Origin of the sequence: Paenibacillus sp. LPE1-1-1.1, assembly GCF_040676435.1 — a bacterium.
GTDB lineage: Bacteria > Bacillota > Bacilli > Paenibacillales > Paenibacillaceae > Pristimantibacillus.
This window is the reverse complement of sequence record NZ_JBEGHY010000044.1, coordinates 137280-155663: the sequence shown is the minus strand read 5'-3', so window position 1 is coordinate 155663 and position 18384 is coordinate 137280. Positions and strand designations below refer to the sequence as shown.

The 18384-nt window shown below is 48.8% G+C and carries 17 protein-coding genes and 1 riboswitch; of the genes, 16 read left to right on the top strand and 1 reads right to left on the bottom strand.

Features of this window, described 5'->3' with window-relative positions; translation table 11 throughout:
• Positions 1-54: 54 nt before the first annotated feature.
• Positions 55-136: riboswitch (ZMP/ZTP riboswitch) on the top strand.
• Positions 137-234: 98 nt separating this feature from the next.
• From rpiB to MRBLPE1_RS27375, 8 genes are all read left to right on the top strand, one after another.
• A complete protein-coding gene (rpiB, locus tag MRBLPE1_RS27410) occupies positions 235-693 on the top strand; it encodes a ribose 5-phosphate isomerase B (RefSeq protein ID WP_364151875.1) in 459 nt (152 codons plus the stop codon).
• Positions 694-709: 16 nt separating this feature from the next.
• Positions 710-1315 (top strand): TIGR01440 family protein, encoded by a 606-nt coding sequence (locus tag MRBLPE1_RS27405; RefSeq protein WP_364151873.1) that lies wholly within the window; start codon positions 710-712, stop codon positions 1313-1315.
• Between the two features lie 82 nt (positions 1316-1397).
• On the top strand, positions 1398-2645 hold the full coding sequence (gene glyA, locus MRBLPE1_RS27400) for a serine hydroxymethyltransferase (protein WP_364151870.1): 1248 nt from the start codon (positions 1398-1400) through the stop codon (positions 2643-2645).
• A gap of 747 nt (positions 2646-3392) precedes the next feature.
• Positions 3393-5063, top strand: coding sequence for a peptide ABC transporter substrate-binding protein (locus MRBLPE1_RS27395; RefSeq protein ID WP_364151867.1), 1671 nt, complete (start codon positions 3393-3395; stop codon positions 5061-5063).
• Between the two features lie 131 nt (positions 5064-5194).
• Positions 5195-6130, top strand: a complete 936-nt coding sequence (locus tag MRBLPE1_RS27390) for an ABC transporter permease (RefSeq protein ID WP_364151864.1) — start codon at positions 5195-5197, stop codon at positions 6128-6130.
• Positions 6127-7050, top strand: coding sequence for an ABC transporter permease (locus MRBLPE1_RS27385; RefSeq protein WP_364151862.1), 924 nt, complete (start codon positions 6127-6129; stop codon positions 7048-7050). The genes MRBLPE1_RS27390 and MRBLPE1_RS27385 overlap by 4 nt, the downstream gene beginning before the upstream one ends.
• A gap of 13 nt (positions 7051-7063) precedes the next feature.
• Complete coding sequence (locus MRBLPE1_RS27380; RefSeq protein WP_364151860.1) at positions 7064-8062, top strand: ABC transporter ATP-binding protein; 999 nt, start codon at positions 7064-7066, stop codon at positions 8060-8062.
• A complete protein-coding gene (locus MRBLPE1_RS27375; protein ID WP_364151858.1) occupies positions 8059-9021 on the top strand; it encodes an ABC transporter ATP-binding protein in 963 nt (320 codons plus the stop codon). Before MRBLPE1_RS27380 ends, MRBLPE1_RS27375 begins: the two co-directional genes overlap by 4 nt.
• Before the next feature lie 110 nt (positions 9022-9131).
• On the opposite strand, the gene MRBLPE1_RS27370 is transcribed toward MRBLPE1_RS27375, so the two are convergent.
• Positions 9132-9539, bottom strand: coding sequence for a hypothetical protein (locus tag MRBLPE1_RS27370; protein WP_364151856.1), 408 nt, complete (start codon positions 9537-9539; stop codon positions 9132-9134).
• 769 nt (positions 9540-10308) lie between these two features.
• Between MRBLPE1_RS27370 and MRBLPE1_RS27365 the strand changes: the two genes are divergently transcribed.
• The 8 genes from MRBLPE1_RS27365 to wecB all read left to right on the top strand — a co-directional run bounded on the left by MRBLPE1_RS27365 (position 10309) and on the right by wecB (position 18317).
• Positions 10309-10845, top strand: coding sequence for a MarR family winged helix-turn-helix transcriptional regulator (locus tag MRBLPE1_RS27365; protein ID WP_364151853.1), 537 nt, complete (start codon positions 10309-10311; stop codon positions 10843-10845).
• A gap of 57 nt (positions 10846-10902) precedes the next feature.
• Positions 10903-12336: an aryl-sulfate sulfotransferase gene (locus tag MRBLPE1_RS27360; RefSeq protein WP_364151851.1), complete on the top strand. Its 1434-nt coding sequence runs from the start codon at positions 10903-10905 to the stop codon at positions 12334-12336.
• A gap of 64 nt (positions 12337-12400) precedes the next feature.
• Positions 12401-13405: an ABC transporter substrate-binding protein gene (locus tag MRBLPE1_RS27355; protein ID WP_364151848.1), complete on the top strand. Its 1005-nt coding sequence runs from the start codon at positions 12401-12403 to the stop codon at positions 13403-13405.
• 13 nt (positions 13406-13418) lie between these two features.
• Positions 13419-14195 (top strand): ABC transporter ATP-binding protein, encoded by a 777-nt coding sequence (locus MRBLPE1_RS27350; protein WP_364151846.1) that lies wholly within the window; start codon positions 13419-13421, stop codon positions 14193-14195.
• A gap of 15 nt (positions 14196-14210) precedes the next feature.
• Complete coding sequence (locus MRBLPE1_RS27345) at positions 14211-14987, top strand: ABC transporter permease (RefSeq protein WP_364151844.1); 777 nt, start codon at positions 14211-14213, stop codon at positions 14985-14987.
• 134 nt (positions 14988-15121) lie between these two features.
• Positions 15122-16216: a hypothetical protein gene (locus MRBLPE1_RS27340; protein ID WP_364151841.1), complete on the top strand. Its 1095-nt coding sequence runs from the start codon at positions 15122-15124 to the stop codon at positions 16214-16216.
• A 284-nt stretch (positions 16217-16500) separates the two neighbouring features.
• Positions 16501-17130 (top strand): uracil phosphoribosyltransferase, encoded by a 630-nt coding sequence (upp, locus tag MRBLPE1_RS27335; protein WP_364151839.1) that lies wholly within the window; start codon positions 16501-16503, stop codon positions 17128-17130.
• A gap of 38 nt (positions 17131-17168) precedes the next feature.
• Positions 17169-18317: a non-hydrolyzing UDP-N-acetylglucosamine 2-epimerase gene (wecB, locus tag MRBLPE1_RS27330; RefSeq protein WP_364151837.1), complete on the top strand. Its 1149-nt coding sequence runs from the start codon at positions 17169-17171 to the stop codon at positions 18315-18317.
• Positions 18318-18384 lie beyond the last annotated feature (67 nt).

Below are 18384 nucleotides of genomic sequence, written 5' to 3'. Positions count from 1 at the left end.
TTAATATGGATTGATTTTTTGAACCGCTTCGGCTATTATGGAAAGACAATATACGGTTTCCGATGTAACTGGCGACGGAAGTGGGCTAACCACGGTGGAGCATCGGAATATACGGCCGGTCGCCTGGGCAAAGAGCAGCATGCTAATTAGCATGTCTTGCTCTTTTTTCGTCTTTTTCTGCAAAAATAGGTATACTAGCACTGTGATGTTTCATAACGAAGGAGGTCTTTTGCATTGAAAATTGCTATTGGTGCCGATCATGCGGGCTATCGTTTGAAGGATGAGGTTGTGCCTTTTCTTCAATCGCTCGGCCATGAAATCGAAGATGTAGGCTGCAGCTGTGACCAATCGGTTGACTACCCGGACTATGCGCTGCCCGTATGCGACCTTGTTACGAGCGGCAAAGCAGAACGCGGTATCTTGATTTGCGGAACCGGAATCGGCATGTCGATCGCGGCCAATAAAGTTCGGGGTATCCGCTGCGCGCTCGTCAACGACATGTTCTCGGCTAAAGCGACAAGGGAACATAACGATACAAACGTATTGGCACTTGGAGAGCGGGTTCTCGGACCTGGCGTAGCCTTGGAAATTATTCGGATTTGGCTTGAAACGCCGTTCTCGAACGGCGAGCGCCATGTCGGCAGAGTAAACAAAGTGATGCAAATTGAAGAGCAGTTCAGCAGCCAGTCCTAATTAGGGGGCCATCGCGATGAGCATAGAAGAAGATGTACGGCTTGGTGTCATAGCAGATCAGGTAGAGACGATCGTCCGCGAGCTGGCAGCGGCAGGCGGGCTTGCCGTGAGTCAGCTTTTAGTGATCGGTGTAAGTACTAGTGAAGTGCTGGGCCATCGCATTGGAACGGCAGGAACCGTCGAAACGGCCGCGCAAATTTACGCGGGCGTGGAAGCGGCGCGGAGAGAGCTGGGCTTCATTCCGGTGTACCAATGCTGCGAGCATTTGAATCGAGCGCTCGTTATCGATAGGGAGGCAGCCGAGCGTTACGGCTTAGAACCCGTCGGAGCGGTCCCCGTGCCGAAAGCCGGCGGATCGATGGCAGCCTATGCCTACCGCCAGTTAAAGGACCCCTGTCTTGTAGAAACGGTACAAGCGCATGCCGGCATCGATATCGGCGATACGTTCATCGGCATGCATCTGAAGCGGGTAGCCGTTCCGGTCCGTCCGTCGATTCGCGACATCGGGGAAGCCCATGTTACGATGGCCGTCACAAGGCCGAAGCTGATAGGCGGTTCGCGCGCGGTATACGAGCTGGGCACTGAGATAGCGGCAGAGCAATCTGCCGGAACATGCGATTAGCCGAACGCGGAGAACGAATGATCTAATTTTATAAAACAATTTAAAAATATATAGGCTGTCTAATTTGAGGAGGATAATGAAAATGGAAAACCTGCGCAAACAAGATCCGGAAGTATTGAAAGCACTAGGCCTTGAGCTTACTCGTCAACGGGATAACATTGAGCTTATCGCATCAGAGAACATCGTAAGCGAAGCGGTTCTGGAAGCAATGGGAAGCGTGCTTACGAACAAATATGCAGAAGGCTACCCAAGCAAACGTTTCTACGGCGGCTGTGAGCATGTGGATATCGTTGAGGATATCGCCCGCAACCGTGCGAAGGAATTGTTCGGCGCAGAGCATGCGAACGTTCAGCCTCACTCCGGCGCACAAGCGAATATGGCTGTTTACCTTGCTGCTTTGCAGCCTGGCGATACGGTTCTAGGCATGAACTTGGCGCACGGCGGTCACTTGACGCACGGCAGCCCGGTCAATGCATCCGGCTTGCTTTACAACTTCGTGGCATACGGCGTGCAAGAGGATTCCTTCACCATCGATTATGAAGAAGTCCGCAAGCTTGCTTTCAAGCACCGTCCACGCCTGATCGTGGCTGGTGCGAGCGCATATCCCCGTATCATCGATTTTGAAAAGCTTGGCAAAATCGCTAACGACGTAGGCGCTTTGTTCATGGTTGATATGGCTCACATTGCCGGTTTGGTAGCAGCGGGTCTTCATCCGAGCCCAGTGCCGCATGCACATTTTGTTACGACGACTACGCACAAAACGCTTCGCGGACCACGCGGCGGTATGATCCTTTGCCGTCAGCCTTGGGCAGCAGCGATTGATAAAGCGGTTTTCCCTGGTTCGCAAGGCGGTCCATTGATGCATATTATTGCAGCAAAAGCGGTAGCTTTCGGCGAAGCGCTTAAACCGGAGTTCAAGCAATACGCGACACAAGTTGTGAAAAATGCGAAGGTGCTTTCCGAAGAGCTTGTTGCAAAAGGCTTCAACATCGTTTCCGGCGGCACAGACAATCATTTGATGCTGCTTGATACGCGCAACCTGAACATTACAGGTAAAGTAGCGGAGCATGTACTTGATGAAGTAGGCATTACCGTTAACAAAAATGCAATCCCGTTTGATCCAACAAGCCCGTTTGTCACTTCCGGCATTCGTATCGGTACGCCAGCTGCAACGGCTCGCGGCATGGACGAGAAAGCAATGAAAGTCATTGCGGAAGTTATCGCTCTCGTGCTTAACAGTCCGGAAGATCAAGAAGTGCTTGCAAAAGCCCGCGGCTTGGTACGTGATCTCACTGCACAATATCCGCTTTACCCTGGCATGACTTACTAATTCGTTCCATCAGCATTTGATTCAGAGGACCTATTCGGTGTTTATACACGAGTAGGTCCTTTTTTTGTTGTTGTTCTTCCGGTGGAGCAGTGAATAAGCGGTATAAAATAATAAGCCGAGAAGAATGATATAAAACAATGAAATAAGCAGATTCGGCTATTATTTTAGTAAAAATGATGAAATAAGGTCTGATTATTTTATTATTTCTTGTTACTATCACAATGTTGTGAATACGTAAAATCATAGTGTCATTGCGGTTTATTTCGATTTTATAAACAAAAAGCTAAATTATATTCGAAATCAATTGGAAATTAAAAGGATATTTAATGATTTATGTATTTTATATAATTTGATCTATATTTGCCTTTTATTCCCTGTAATTGCTTCAAAGCGTTAAAGTAACAGAATAATAATCTAAATAAACGCTGTGAAGCATTAAAGCGACAAATTAATTATTCGAATAAACGCGTCAAAGCACTAAAGTATAGCGGATATTAGTCATTTAATACATAAATTTACAGCATATATTTGTTGATAAATAATTAACATGGATGTATAGTGAAATTTATTAGTAAACTTCAATCTCTATGTTTGGATGGGATGAGTGTATAACATTAGCTCAAGAGGATACGCGCATTTGGATCAGACAAGCTTTCTCTCTGATGCAAACGTTTGTATATAAGGCGAGTAAGGTGGACGATACTACCCACTGCTGAACAAAGTAGAGAAAAAAACGGGAGGGTAACAATGAGAACAAGAAAGTCTGCTTTTTCATTTATCGCTGCTTTACTCATTCTTGCTATGATCGCGGTAGGTTGTACGCCGAAAGAAGAAACAAGCAACAACGGCGCTGCGAATGGCGGGACAACGGGCGAGACGACTGAAGCGAAAGTGTTCCGTTTGAACATTCACTCTGAGCCTTCGACGCTGGATCCTGCACTTATGGAAGACAACGTATCCGGTACGCTTGCCACAGGTATTTATGAAGGCTTGACTCGTAAAGACGAAAGTGGCGAAACCATTCCTGCAACCGCAGAGAAATGGGAAATGTCCGAGGATGGGCTTACTTACACGTTTACCATTCGCAAAGACGCGAAATGGAGCAATGGTGACCCTGTTACCGCTAATGACTATGAATACTCTTGGAAACGCGCGCTTGATCCTGCAACAGGCTCGACATACGCTTACCAATTCTACTACATCGTTGGCGCACAAGATTATAACGAAGGCAAAACGACGAACGCTGACGGCGTAGGCATCAAAGCTATCGATGCGCAAACGCTTGAAGTGAAGCTGAACTCGCCTACTCCTTATTTCTTGAGCCTGACTTCTTTCTACGTTTACAACCCTGTTCACCAATCGGTGAAGGATAACGAAGCTTGGGCTGCGGATGCGGCTACAATCATCGGTAACGGTCCTTTCAAAATGAGCGAATGGCAGCACAATACATCCATTAAGCTCGTTCCGAACGAGAACTATTACGACAAAGACCAAGTGAAGTTTGCAGGCGTTAATTTTACGATGCTGTCTGATTCTGCGACTGAGCTTGCGAACTATGAGACTGGCGAACTTGATTACACGGGTAAACCTACCGGTGAAATTCCTGCCGAGCAAATCCCGGTTCTAAAAGAATCGAAGAAGGATGAGTTCGTGACAAAAGGGATTGCAAGCTCGTACTACTACATGTTTAACACAGAAGAAGTTCCTTTCAACAACGTAAAAGTCCGTAAAGCCCTTTCGATGGCGATTGACCGCCAAGCGATCGTGGAAAGCGTAACGATGGCCGGTGAAGTTCCTTCATTCGGTTTTGTTCCGCCGGGCATTATCGGTGAGAAAGAAGATTACCGTACAGAAGTGAAAGATGATTACTTTACAGAAAATGTTGATGAAGCAAAAAAATTGCTTGCTGAAGGTCTTGCTGAGCTGAAACTCACGAAGTTCCCTGAAGTGACTTTGACATTTAATACAAGTGATGGCCACAAGAAAATCGCGGAAGCCATTGTTGAAATGTGGCGTCAAAATCTTGGTATCGTAGTCGTTGCCAAGAACGAAGAGTTCTCTGTTCTACTCAAAAACCGTACGGCAATGAACTACCAGATTTCCCGCGCAGGCTGGGGAGCGGACTATAACGATCCAATGACGTACATGGATATGTTCGTTACTGGCGGCGGCCAAAACAATACAGGTTTTGCTTCGCCTGAATACGATGCTTTGATCAAAAAAGCATACGCAAGCGGAGATCAAAAAGAGCGTATTGCTGCTATGACTGAAGCAGAGAAAATCCTGATGGATCAAATGCCGATTATGCCGATTTACTACTACAGCAACGTTTACATGCTGAAACCTGGATTCAAAAATATCATCACAGATTACAAAGGCGACATTGATTACACAAGAGGTTATTACGAAGCGGAATAGTCATCCTTCCAGCATCTGAAGGTAGGGATATATGCGGGATGTCCGCATATATCCCTTTCTTATTGACTATTTCAGACTCTAGCACTTCACGATTCTTCTTGTTTATATTCTGTAAGGAGGTGTCCATTGCGTTGATAAAATATGTATTCAAGAAGTTTCTGTCCATGTTCGCTTCGTTGTTTGTTCTTGCGTCAGCTACTTTCTTTCTCATGAAAATCATCCCGGGCGATCCCTTTGTCAGGGAAAAAGCGATTCCGGAAAAAATAAGAGAACATCTCTTGGCAATGTACGGCCTTGATCAGCCGGTATGGAAGCAGTATTTGATGTATCTTAACAATTTGCTTCACGGCGATTTGGGGATGTCGATGAAGCAGCAGTATATGTCCGTCTCACGAATCATTAAAGAAAGCTTTATTTATTCCGCTCAAATTGGACTTTTTGCCGTCATCCTGTCCGTAGCGGCAGGTCTTATTCTGGGTATCATTGCTGCGCTTAATCATCGCAAATGGCTGGATAGCGCCACGATTATCATTGCGGTGCTTGGGGTTTCGATTCCGAACTTCCTTGCCGCGTCTATTCTGCAGTACGTATTCGGAAGCAAATTGCAATGGCTCAGCGTATCAGGTCTGAACGACCCGACCGACTTTATTATGCCCGTGCTAGCGCTTTCTTTCCTTCCCGCAGCATTTATCGCGCGTCTGACACGCTCGACTATGCTGGAAGTATTGTCTGCGGATTACATTAAGACCGCTCGCGCCAAAGGTTTGAACGGCCGCATCATCTTGGTACGCCATGCGCTGCGAAATGCGATTTTACCAGTGGTTACTTACATCGGACCGATGACTGCGAACATCATTACCGGCTCGGTTGTTGTCGAGCAAATTTTCGGTATCGGCGGAATCGGCAAATATTTCGTACAAAGTATTTCTAACCGTGACTATACGCTCATAATGGGGCTTACTTTATTTTATGGCATTATCCTGATGGCAGCGCGGTTCTTGACTGATGTTGCTTACGGTTTTGTCGATCCTCGCATTAAGCTGACAAGAGGAGGGGGGAAAGGATGAAGGAAAACACCTTTACGCCGGATCAATTCGCAAAGCTAAGCAAAGACGAGAAGCATACGGAAGTCGTTGTCCGCGAAAGCATTTCGGCATGGAAAGATGCCTGGCTGCGGCTGCGTTCCAATAAAATTGCGATGATCAGCTTAATTATTCTAGTCATCGTATCTCTTATGGCTATTTTTGGTCCGATTATATCCGATCAGGACTATCAGACGAATCATTTGAGGGAAAAAAACCTGGGTCCTTCGGCCACTTATTGGTTTGGCACGGATGATCTCGGCCGCGATCTCTTCACCCGGACTTGGATGGGGGCCGGCATTTCCCTGCAGGTTGGCTTATATGCTGCGCTTGCCGATTTGGTTCTCGGCGTTATTATCGGGGGAATCATGGGGTATTTCGGCGGCCGCGTGGATGAAATTTTGAACCGTTTCTGCGAAATTTTATACTCGATTCCGAGCATGCTCATTATTATTCTATTAATCGTTATTTTTAAGCCCAGCATGCTTACCATCGTGGTTGCGCTCAGTATAACCGGCTGGATCAGTATGGCATGGATCGTGCGGGGCCAGATCATGCAGCTCAAAAACCAAGAATATGTCATGGCGGCCCAGGCGCTTGGCGCCGGTACCGGACGTATTTTATTCCGGCATCTGATTCCTAACGCAATGGGTCCGATTATCGTAACGCTGACACTGACAGTCCCGAGCGCGATTTTTGCGGAAGCCTTTTTGAGCTTCCTCGGCCTTGGCGTTCAGTCTCCGGCAGCATCTCTAGGTACGATGATCAATGATGCAATCAAAGCATGGACGCTGTATCCGTGGAGAATGATTTTCCCGGCGGCGGTCATTAGCATTACTATGCTATGCTTTAATATTTTTGGCGACGGTCTACGAGATGCGCTTGATCCGAAAATGAAGAAGTAGGAGGTGGACAAGGATGGAGAAATTACTTGAGGTGAAAAACCTTCGCGTGAATTTCAAAGTTCGCGGCGGTATCGTTAAAGCGGTTCGCGGCGTTAACTTTCATGTTAATAAAGGCGAGGCAGTAGCGATCGTTGGGGAGTCCGGCTGCGGCAAGAGCGTAACCGCCCAGTCGCTCATGCGTTTGATTCCATCGCCTCCGGCTGAGACCAGCGGATCGATTATGTTTAAGGATAAAGAAATTTTGAAGTTATCGAACAGCCAAATGGAAGACATCCGCGGCAAAGAGATGGGGATGATCTTCCAGGACCCGATGACATCGCTTAATCCTACGTTGACCATTGGAAGGCAAATCACCGAAGGGTTGATTAAGCATCAAGGCATTAGCGGCGCGAAGGCAACGGAGCGGGCTATTGAAATGCTTAATCTCGTCGGTATTCCGAACGCTGCGTCGCGGGTCAACCAGTACCCGCATCAGTTTTCGGGCGGAATGCGTCAGCGGGCGATGATTGCGATTGCGCTGGCCTGCAACCCGTCTTTGCTTATTGCGGACGAGCCGACGACGGCGCTTGACGTGACGATACAGGCGCAAATTATGCGTGTGATGAAGGATTTGCAGCAAAAGCTGGGCACTTCTATTATTCTTATTACTCATGATTTAGGCGTAGTAGCCGATATGTGTGACCGCGTTATTGTTATGTATGCCGGCAAAGTCGTCGAAACGGGCACGAAATGGGAGATTTTCAAAAATCCAAAGCATCCGTATACGAGAGGGCTTCTGCGCTCTCTTCCACGCCTCGACCAGAGGAAGGAAGATCCGTTAGTTCCGATTTACGGGATGCCGCCGGATTTAATTAAGCCGCCGGCGGGCTGCAGCTTCTGCGCCCGCTGCGATGAAGCCATGAAGGTGTGCGTAGACAATGATCCTGAATTGCTCCCGGTAGACGGCAATGAATCGCATGCATCGGCATGCTGGCTCGCGCATCCTTATGCAAAACGGGAGGTGTCTGTATGAGTGCTCCGTTAATTGAAATCAATCATTTGCGCAAGTTCTTTAATTTAGGCGGCGGAGCGACGCTCCAGGCCGTTAACGATATCACCTTCTCCATTCAAAAAGGAGAAACCGTCGGCGTCGTTGGGGAATCCGGCTGCGGAAAATCAACCGCAGGACGTACGATCATGAGGCTTTACGAGCCAACAAGCGGCGGCGTCAACTTCGACGGGCAGGATATCTATAAGCTGAAGGGTGCCAAGCTAAAAGCGCTGCGCCGCGATATGCAAATGATTTTCCAAGATCCGTACGCGTCGTTAAACCCGCGTATGACGGTTATGGACATCATCGGCGAAGCACTGGATATCCACAAGCTTGTAGGCAGCAAGAAGGAACGCAAGCATAGAGTCGAGCATTTGCTCGATGTCGTAGGTCTTAATCCCGATCATGCTACGCGTTACCCGCATGAATTTTCGGGCGGCCAGCGGCAGCGTATCGGGATTGCCCGCGCGCTTGCGGTCGATCCGCGCTTCATTATCGCGGATGAGCCGATCTCGGCGCTGGACGTATCCATTCAAGCGCAGGTTGTGAACCTGATGCAGGATCTGCAGCGCAAAATGGGTCTCACTTATTTATTCATCGCGCATGATCTGTCGATGGTAAAGCATATCAGCGACCGCGTAGCGGTTATGTATTTGGGCAAAATCGTCGAGCTTGCCGAGAGCAGCGAGCTCTACGCAAGTCCTGCGCATCCGTATACACGGGCGCTGCTGTCGGCGATTCCGATTCCGGACCCGGAGGTTGAGGAGAGCCGCGAGCGTATTGTATTGACCGGCGATCTGCCGAGCCCAATCAATCCGCCGACGGGCTGCCAATTCCACACGCGTTGTCCGATTGCGACAAACAAGTGTAAGGTCGATGAACCGGCGCTTCTTGAAGTGAGGAAGGGGCATTTTGCCGCTTGCCACTATGCTTCGGTGTAAGGTGAAGGATAAACAACACGTGATTTAAAAGATAAACAAATGGCGGAGCAGGTATACCCTTGCTCCGCCATTTTATTTGGTCAGGTTTAATCACTGCTTTTTATTTAACTTTAGTTGCTATAATCTTCTAATCTAATAGGGACTGAACCCATTAGAATTACTGCATCTTTATCTTCGTATTTCTGGGCCCATAACATCTCAAAAGTAAGGGAGTCTACATGGTGCCGTTTGAACTCAGCTTCAGGAAAAGTAAGGCCCAAGTTATACGATGACGCTGTATCGCTTGAATCAATGGACTTAGAAACTTTGGCGTTGAGTGGCGGAAATAATCCATCGGGCAGAACTATGCTTACATCCTCTACATCTGACTTCCCTCTATAGCTAAACTGTGCAGAATAGGCGATTTTTCCATTTATGTTTTTAAAATAACCGCTGTCCGGGAATTTAAGTTTATCTTGAGGCACATTGTCTTTTGTTACATATTTTTGTAAATAAAACTGACCTGTGCTAATGCTCACGGTTCTCCCGTCTGCAAGAATCAGGCTTGCTCTAGCTCAATTGCTTTAACATTAATATTATTCACAGAATACGGAAGATATAAAGTTATTTTTTTATTATCTGTTTCTGGAGTATCCACAAACATCAAATAATTTTTTTCATTAAGTTTATATGAACTGATTTCTTTTAAAACCGCGTCTTTCACATGATGATCGTTTTGGATTTCTTGCCGAGAGGTGCAAGCTGTGACTAAAAGCGTTATACATATTAAATATATTATATACAATAAATGTTTCAGAAGCTTACACATCCTTAATTGAAAATCGGTGTTTGTGAAAAGAAACTCGAAGTGTGGCATGGCTGTTATAAATTCAACTCATATACAGCATATTCCTTTTTATGGAACGAATCATTTGTACTATCTTGTTGCGCAACATAATTTCGTAATTAGATATAAGAATTTGAGTTGAAAAGAGTTTTGCTCACTTATCCCATAAACTTATCCACAATATTATGAACAACCTGTGGACAAATGTGAATAAGTTGGGGATATGTCTGTTAATAGCTATATTTTCTGAATTTTTAATTCCTACTTGACTGATGTGAATTAATGGTTTAATATTGGCTTCAGAACGATTAAATGAACATTCATTATCTTAGCGTTAAACAATTAGGTTAGCCGATTGGACCACCAAAGGCTCCTGCTCTCTTTTCGTCATGAAAAGAAGGCGGGGGCCTTTTTGTATCTAAGCTCGGTCATCCTGCGAAAAGGAGAACGAATTAAAATTCATGGAAAACAACAACTGGGCACTGCTTGAGGAAGCGGATTGGCTGTTTCGCAAAATGGTAAGAAGGTTCGTGAAGGAAAGAGACAAGATTTCGATAGAAGGGATTGCGCTGCCCGGTCTCCTTATTCTGAATATTATCCTGCGGGATGGCGAGCAAAGGCTGGGTGATTTGGCTGAGCAGCTGGACTTCACTTCAGGCGCGGTTACGGCCTTATGCGACAAGCTGGAGGAAAGCGGTCTAGCCGTGCGTAAGCGAAGCGAGCAGGACCGCAGGGCGGTAGTCCTTGAAATCACGGATAAAGGCAAGGAAATGCTTAACCGAAACCATGATGTCGGCTTACGGAGCATTACCACGCTGTTCGCGGGTTTTTCCGCAGAGCAGCTCACCTTTCAGATTAACGGCTACCGGCAAATGATCGAGAATCTCGAAGGTTTCTCTGATGCGATGCTGTCGCTTGCCAAACAAAATGCAAAAAAGGTCGAGCGCGAGCAGCAAGCGGAGCAGAAGCGCCGGTCCGAACGGTTCATTAGCTATTGAGATACTGGCATTAAACGAGTGAGTAAGTCATTAACCTACATATAAGGAGCGATTATTATGGGACATCCAACCATTTATCCAACAGGAGCAACGGTTTATAACCCGGAGAAAGCATGGAGCGGTTATACGATTTACCAAGCGGCGGATTTAGGCGCCTTGCTGATCGATATGAATGGTCGCGAGGTGCATTTGTGGAAAGGATTAAGAGGCTTCCCGAACAAAATGCTGCCAGGCGGCTACGTGCTTGGAAGCACGGCGGAGAGAGATCCGAAATACGGCTTCCAGGATGAGGCGAATCTCGTCCAGGTCGATTGGGAAGGCAATATCGTATGGAAGTTTGACCGCTACGAATTTATAGAAGACCCGGGCCATCCTGCGCAATGGATGGCGAGAGCCCATCATGACTACCAGCGCGAAGGCAATCCGGTTGGTTACTATGTGCCCGGACAAGAGCCAAAGGTTGATTCAGGCAATACGATCATTTTAGCCCACAAAAATGTAAAACGTCCGGAGATATCGGAGATCGAGCTGCTGGACGACACGATTATTGAAGTGGACTGGGAAGGCAACGTGGTATGGGAGTGGACGTGCAGCGACCATTTTGACGAGCTGGGCTTTGACGAGGATGCGAAGCAGACGCTTTCCCGCGACCCGAATACGCGGTTTTTCGGCAATAACTCCGGCGACTGGATGCACATCAACTCTGCTTCCGTGCTAGGACCTAATAAATTTTACGACCAAGGCGACGAACGCTTTCATCCGGATAACATCATTTGGGACGCCAGGGAAACGAATATCATCGCGATTATCGACAAGAAGACGGGCAAAATCGTATGGCAGCTGGGGCCGGATTACTCCGCGCCGGAAACGAAGCATTTGGGCTGGATTATCGGGCAGCATCATGCTCATCTCATCCCGCAGGGACTGCCTGGCGAAGGCAACATCCTCATTTTCGACAACGGCGGCTGGGCGGGCTACGGCAAGCCGAATCCTTCGTCGGACGGCGTGAAAAATGCGCTTCGCGATCATTCGCGTATTTTGGAAATTAATCCCGTCACGCTTGAGATTGAATGGCAATACACGCCGACCGAAGCCGGTTTCCAGGCGCCACTTGACTCCTACCGCTTTTACAGTCCGTACATCAGTTCCGCCCAGCGCCTGCCAAACGGCAATACGCTAATAACGGAGGGTGCGGACGGCCGTGTGTTTGAAGTGACCCGCGAGCATGAGCTCGTCTGGGAATATATTTCGCCGTATAAGAACAAACGCAACTCCAACATGGTCTATCGCGCATACCGCCTGCCATACGAGTGGGTACCGCAGCTGGAGAAGCCAATTGAACAGGAGATCGCTGCTATTGATGTAGCCGATTACCGCTTGCCGGGCGCAGCCGGAAGAGGGACGGAATCCGTGGTTGAAGTAGCAGGCACGGTCACCTTTGGCGAGGGCGCTCTCTGCGTAGCCAGAAGCGACGAGACAGAGCAAAATTAGCAAGCGGATAGGTCGAGTTGAATAGAGGGGCCTAAGGGGGCTTCCATAATGGAGGAGAAGGCGTATGCAAAAAAACAGCTTAAGGCGATGGGGAATTTCCGGATTGGTGCTTGCGATGCTTGGCGTCGTGCTGGCGGGCTGCGGATCGGATGAAAAAGCGGCGGATACATTAAAGCTTCGGATAGCGGATATTACCTCTAATCCCGTGTTTAGAGTGGCTGCAAACAAAGGATTTTTCGAGAAGCATGGCATAGACGCGGAGCTGATCACGTTCGCGACGCCGGCCGAAGGCATTAATTCATTATTCATCAATCAGGTAGACATCGCTTACGGGGCGGACTTTCCGATCTTAAATGCGGTAAGCAAGGGCGATTACTCCGTAATCTCCTCTACGGGTCTGGCATCGGATGCCAATGCCAAAGAGTGGAAGCTGTTTGCGAGAAAGGATATTCAGAATGCTGCCGATTTAAAGGGCAAGAAGCTAAGCTTCTCGCGAGGAACCTTTATTCCTTATTTATGGGATGTTTATTTGGCAGAGAACGGCATCGCGTTAAATGATGTGGAGTTAATCGGCCAAGGGGGCTTCGACGAGGCCTACGTCGCTTTGAAAAAAGGCGAAGTAGACGGAGTATGGGTCTACGGGGCGGTATTGAACGCCAAATTTGCGGCGCTGGAGGAAGCGAATGAGCTGACGGATATGTCGCAGACGCCTGTGCGGCTCGGAACAGGTCTGGTTGCGCCCGATGAGCTGATCGCCAAAAACGAAGATGGCTTAGTGGAATTCTTGAAGGCGCTGGATGAAGCTTCGGCTTATGCGCAGGAGCACCCGGATGAAACGGCTGACCTTTTGTACAAGGAAGTGAAGCAGCCGCGGGAAGCGACATTGAAGGATTTGCCGAACAATCCGTGGAGCATCGGCTTTACGCAAAAGGCTTATGACGGCTTAGCGGGACAAAAGAAATACATGATCGATAACAAAATTATCGAGAAGGATTTTGAGCTGAACGAGAAATTGAATCTGGCGCTTGTTCGCAAGGCGTTCCCGGATCGCGTGATTGAACTTAAGTAGGGAGGCAAACAAAATGGCAGTCGCACCGAACACCAATGCTATTTATATTGAAAGCTTAAACAAGAGCTATTCGCAGCAAACGGCCGGCGAGCTTCATTACATTATTAAAGATGTCGATTTAGTCGTCAAAGGAGGAGAGTTTTTCGTTCTTCTTGGACCAAGCGGCTGCGGCAAATCGACTCTGCTTAATATGGTTGCAGGTTTCGTTTCAAAGTCATCGGGAAACTTGCGGGTTGGCGAAGACGAGGTGGAGCGTCCGGGGCAGGATCGCGCGGTCGTCTTCCAGCAGGCGGACTCTTCCTTGTTTCCTTGGCTGACCGTAAGAGAAAATGTGGAGTTCGGGCTACGGATGAAGCGGATACCGGCGGCAGAGCGGCAAGCGATTTCCGATAAGTATATCGCTATGGTGGGACTGAGCGGGCATGAGAAAAAATTCCCGCGAGAGCTGTCGGGCGGCATGAAGCAGCGGGTACAGCTCGCGCGCGTGCTTTCTAACGACCCGGCCATACTGCTTATGGATGAGCCGTTTGGCGCGCTGGACGCCATGACAAGGCGGACGATGCAGCGGGAGCTGGCCGGCATTTGGCGCAATACGGACAAAACCGTCATCTTTGTTACGCATGACATCCAGGAGGCGCTTCTGCTTGGGCAGCGAATCGGCATTATGTCGGCGGGGCCTTCATCCAAAATAACGGATATATACGAAGTGCCGCTCGCTTATCCGCGAGATATCGCAAGACCTGAATTCAATGAGCTTTACGAACGCATTCAATCTCATTTTGACGAGTAGAAAGGGGGAAGGCAGATGCGTCTGCTGAAGAAAAAAGGGGTGCTGCTGCTGTTGCTGTGGACAGCGGGACTGACGTTATGGCAATTGCTTTCTCTCCTGTATGGCCCGGAGGTTTTGCCGGGGCCCGTCTATACGGCGAAGGGAGGATATGAACTGCTGGAAGACGGTTCCCTGCTCAAATATATCGGAATCAGCTCCTATCGCGTATTGATGGGTTGGACGCTCGGGAGCTTGCTGGCCATACCTGTCGGCTTAATTATTGGGAAGGTGAACATCGTTCGTACGTTTGCGGAGCCATTCTTGAACTTTATTCGCTTCATCCCGCCGATTGCGTTTATTACGTTGTTTTTGGTATGGTTCGGTATTGGAGAGACCTCCAAAATCGCCTTGATTTTGTATGCTACCTTCTTCATCGTTGTGCTGAATACGCTGACGGGGGTGCTGTCTGTCGAGGAGGACAAAATTCGTTCGGCCCGGAGCATGGGAGCTTCAGAATGGCAAATTGTCCTCCATGTTATCGTTCCTGCGACGGTCCCTTTCATGTTTACGGGTGTAAGGCTAGCTATGGGAACCTCTTATATGGCTATTATCGGGGCGGAAATGATTGCTTCAAACGAGGGCATCGGTTATTTAATCTGGAATTCGCGATTGTTTTTCCGTACCGACTGGATTTTTGTCGGTCTGATTTGCCTCGGATTAATGGGCTTTATTACGGACCGGGCTGTAGGCTTGCTAGGACGCAAGCTGCTATTCCGCTACGGCGTTGTCAGCACGACCTCGCTCAGAAGATAAGATGATGTTTGCGCGTGAACCCTTTGTAGAGAGAGCTGCAAAGGGAATTTTTTATTCGATGGAATAGGTATTAAACCTGGACAGGCGCGGTTGTGTTAATATATGGGTACGACGAAACGGCGCAGGAGGTTAAGATGGCTCAATTTGCAGCGATTATGATCATTGTGGTATTCCTCTTTATTATACTAAGCGTAATTATAAAAGCGACTGGTTCTAGCCGAAACGGTCGATCGGGCGGCAGGGGACAAGGGTCGTTTGGTCGGACCAATGCATTTGCGCCTTGGCCGAAAGCGGATTTGCCTTCAGCGCTGGGCGTGCCGTACGGACACCCTGCGAGGCGGGCTGCGGAACGCTTGGAGGCGGCGCTTAGCTCGGACTTTGAGAGCCGCGCGAAGGATCGCGTACTGAAGGAATTCCCGAGAATCTCAGATAAAGAATGGGATTGGACATGGTTCGAACTCAAGCGGTACTTCTTGATGTGCAGCATTATGCGCAGCGTTCCGATGTACAGCAAACAGGTGGATGCCGTATGGCATGAGATGCTTATGTTTACCAGGGAGTATGAGCAGTTCTGCACAAGCTTCTGCGGCGAAATGATTCACCATGCGCCTCATGAACCGGGAGCGCTGCCGCAGCCGGGAGAGCGGGCGCTGTTCGATTGGGTTTACGGCGAGCTGTTCACTCAAACACCGGCTAGCGGAAGGATATGGGGAGCGTTCTACCGGACTCGCATGTCGGAGCAGAGGCTGGCGGAGCTAAAAGAATTCGGCAAGGAAAAGCTTCGGGAACAGTGGTTTAATAAGAAGACCGCGGCCCGTATCGCGGATTTAAATGAAACGGTAGATTATTTAATAGAACGTGCCGGGTCCCAGCTTTCGGCTGTTGGCAGCGGCAAACCGCCTTACGGGAATGAATCGCGCCCCGCGAACGGCTATGGCTATGATCCAATACTGGGAGCAACCGGCCTGCTGTCGGGTATGCTTATCTATCATTCAATGTCGAATCCGGATGATTTCGCCCAGCAGATGGATCAAGCCCAGAACGAGGAGCAGCGCAAAGCAAACGGCAGCGGCGATTCAACGTACGCCTGCAGCGGTTCCTCCGACGATGGCAGAAACGATTCTGGGGGAGACCACGGCGGTTCAGGCGGAGATTCTTCCGGCGGCGGAGGAGATAGCGGGGGATCTTCTTGTGGTTCCTCCTGCGGAGGCGGCTGCGGTAGCAGCTAAAGAGCATTTAACTCATATAGACTGGCAAAGGCCGGCGCCTTCCAAGAGGGAGGCGCCGGCCTTTATTATATTTAAAATTTATTAATTTTCGCTAATAAATAGGCTTATAGATCTCCGCGAAACAAGCTTTTGACGCCAAAGGACGGATGCGGCCGTTGGCGCTTGGCGCGTTTTGCAAAACACAAGATGCAACCGCTTGTTTACAATGCTATAATATACGGGATTGTGTCAGGGCTTGCGACGACTGGAATAATAACAACAATGTACGGGAGGAATACCGCTCCATGAGCAAACTAATCATTTGCGACCATCCGTTAATTCAGCATAAGCTGACTTTTATTCGGAATAAAGAAACGAATACAAAAGATTTTCGGGAATTGGTTGATGAAGTCGCAACATTAATGTCATACGAAATTACGAGAGAAATTCCGCTTGATACGATCAAGGTACAAACGCCTGTCGCTGAGACGGACGCTAAGGTTGTATCGGGAAGAATGCTTGGCCTTGTCCCTATTCTGCGTGCCGGACTTGGCATGGTAGACGGCATATTGAAGCTGATTCCATCAGCGAAGGTAGGCCATATCGGTCTTGCCCGCGATCACGAGACGCTTCAGCCAAAGGAATATTATATTAATCTGCCAACGGATGCGCCGAATCGCATGCTTATCGTCATTGATCCGATGCTTGCAACCGGCGGCTCGGCTATCGCGGCTATCAGCTCGCTGAAAAACCATAAATGCGATCAAATCAAATTAATGTGTCTGATCGCTGCTCCGGAAGGCGTGAAAGCCGTACAGGAAGCGCACCCGGATGTCGATATCTACATCGCGGCTTTGGATGAGCGCCTCAATGAAAAAGGTTACATTGTCCCTGGTCTAGGAGATGCCGGAGATCGCATGTTTGGCACAAATTAGTTCAAATCGACATGAAACGATAATAGGAGTGAAAGATTTTGTCTAAACTGAAGGTAATGACCATTTTCGGAACGCGTCCGGAAGCCGTTAAGATGGCGCCGCTCGTGCTGGAGCTGCAAAAGCGCGAAGACGAAATCGAATCGATCGTATGCGTAACGGCTCAGCATCGCCAGATGCTGGACCAGGTTCTCGATTTTTTCGAAATCCATCCAAATTACGATTTAAATGTCATGAAGGATCGACAGACGCTGACAGAAACGACAGTCCGCGTATTAGAAGGACTGGATCCCGTGCTCACGGAAGCCAAGCCTGACATCGTGCTCGTTCACGGGGATACGCAGACGACGTTCCTTGCGAGCTATGCCTCCTTTCTAAAGCAAATACAAGTGGGACACGTAGAAGCGGGGCTTCGTACGTGGAACAAACTATCTCCGTACCCGGAGGAAATGAATCGGCAGCTTGCCGGCGTGCTATCTGATGTGCACTTTGCACCGACGGAATGGTCGGCGAATAATTTGCGCAAAGAGAACAAGTCGGATGCTGCCATTTATGTGACTGGCAACACGGCTACCGACGTATTTCAATATACGGTGGACGAGTCCTTCTCGCATCCCGTGATCGATTGGGCGAAAGGGAAACGAATGATTCTTATGACGGCTCATCGCCGCGAAGCGCTTGGCGAGCCGCATCGGAACATTTTCCGCGCGGTAAAACGGATTGCGGATGAGCATGAGGATGTCGTCGTCGTATATGCGGTGCATCCAAACCCGGCTGTAAGAGAGCCTGCCAATGAAATATTGGGCGATCATCCCCGCATTCGGTTGATTGAACCGCTTGATGTGTTTGAATTCCACAATTTTTACCCGCATGCCCACATGATCATGACGGATTCGGGCGGCTTGCAAGAAGAGGCACCGTCCTTCGGAGTGCCGACGCTTGTTCTTCGCGATACGACGGAGCGTCCGGAAGGCATCGAGGCAGGCACTCTGGAGCTTGTAGGAACGGATGAGGAGCAGGTATATAGTCGTGCGCATGCGCTTTTGACCGATTCCCAGCTGTACGCCCGCATGAGCCAGGCAGCCAATCCGTATGGCGACGGACGGGCTTCGGAACGTATCGTAGACGCGATATTGCATCATTTTGGCAGGTTGAAGGATCGTCCGGATTCGTTCACACAACGTTCATAGATTGCATTAGGGCGATGACCTGATAGGCGAATGTACAGCATACAGTAGTACTGTACGGTTTTCCGGG

Excerpts from the sequence above, each read along its gene's own strand:
- MRBLPE1_RS27345 (WP_364151844.1), top strand. The coding sequence starts at position 14,211 with ATGCGTCTGCTGAAGAAAAAAGGGGTGCTGCTGCTGTTGCTGTGGACA.
- MRBLPE1_RS27375 (WP_364151858.1), top strand. The coding sequence starts at position 8,059 with ATGAGTGCTCCGTTAATTGAAATCAATCATTTGCGCAAGTTCTTTAAT.
- MRBLPE1_RS27405 (WP_364151873.1), top strand. The coding sequence starts at position 710 with ATGAGCATAGAAGAAGATGTACGGCTTGGTGTCATAGCAGATCAGGTA.
- MRBLPE1_RS27380 (WP_364151860.1), top strand. The coding sequence starts at position 7,064 with ATGGAGAAATTACTTGAGGTGAAAAACCTTCGCGTGAATTTCAAAGTT.
- MRBLPE1_RS27355 (WP_364151848.1), top strand. The coding sequence starts at position 12,401 with ATGCAAAAAAACAGCTTAAGGCGATGGGGAATTTCCGGATTGGTGCTT.
- MRBLPE1_RS27350 (WP_364151846.1), top strand. The coding sequence starts at position 13,419 with ATGGCAGTCGCACCGAACACCAATGCTATTTATATTGAAAGCTTAAAC.
- MRBLPE1_RS27395 (WP_364151867.1), top strand. The coding sequence starts at position 3,393 with ATGAGAACAAGAAAGTCTGCTTTTTCATTTATCGCTGCTTTACTCATT.
- glyA (WP_364151870.1), top strand. The coding sequence starts at position 1,398 with ATGGAAAACCTGCGCAAACAAGATCCGGAAGTATTGAAAGCACTAGGC.
- upp (WP_364151839.1), top strand. The coding sequence starts at position 16,501 with ATGAGCAAACTAATCATTTGCGACCATCCGTTAATTCAGCATAAGCTG.
- MRBLPE1_RS27385 (WP_364151862.1), top strand. The coding sequence starts at position 6,127 with ATGAAGGAAAACACCTTTACGCCGGATCAATTCGCAAAGCTAAGCAAA.
- MRBLPE1_RS27365 (WP_364151853.1), top strand. The coding sequence starts at position 10,309 with ATGGAAAACAACAACTGGGCACTGCTTGAGGAAGCGGATTGGCTGTTT.
- MRBLPE1_RS27340 (WP_364151841.1), top strand. The coding sequence starts at position 15,122 with ATGGCTCAATTTGCAGCGATTATGATCATTGTGGTATTCCTCTTTATT.
- MRBLPE1_RS27360 (WP_364151851.1), top strand. The coding sequence starts at position 10,903 with ATGGGACATCCAACCATTTATCCAACAGGAGCAACGGTTTATAACCCG.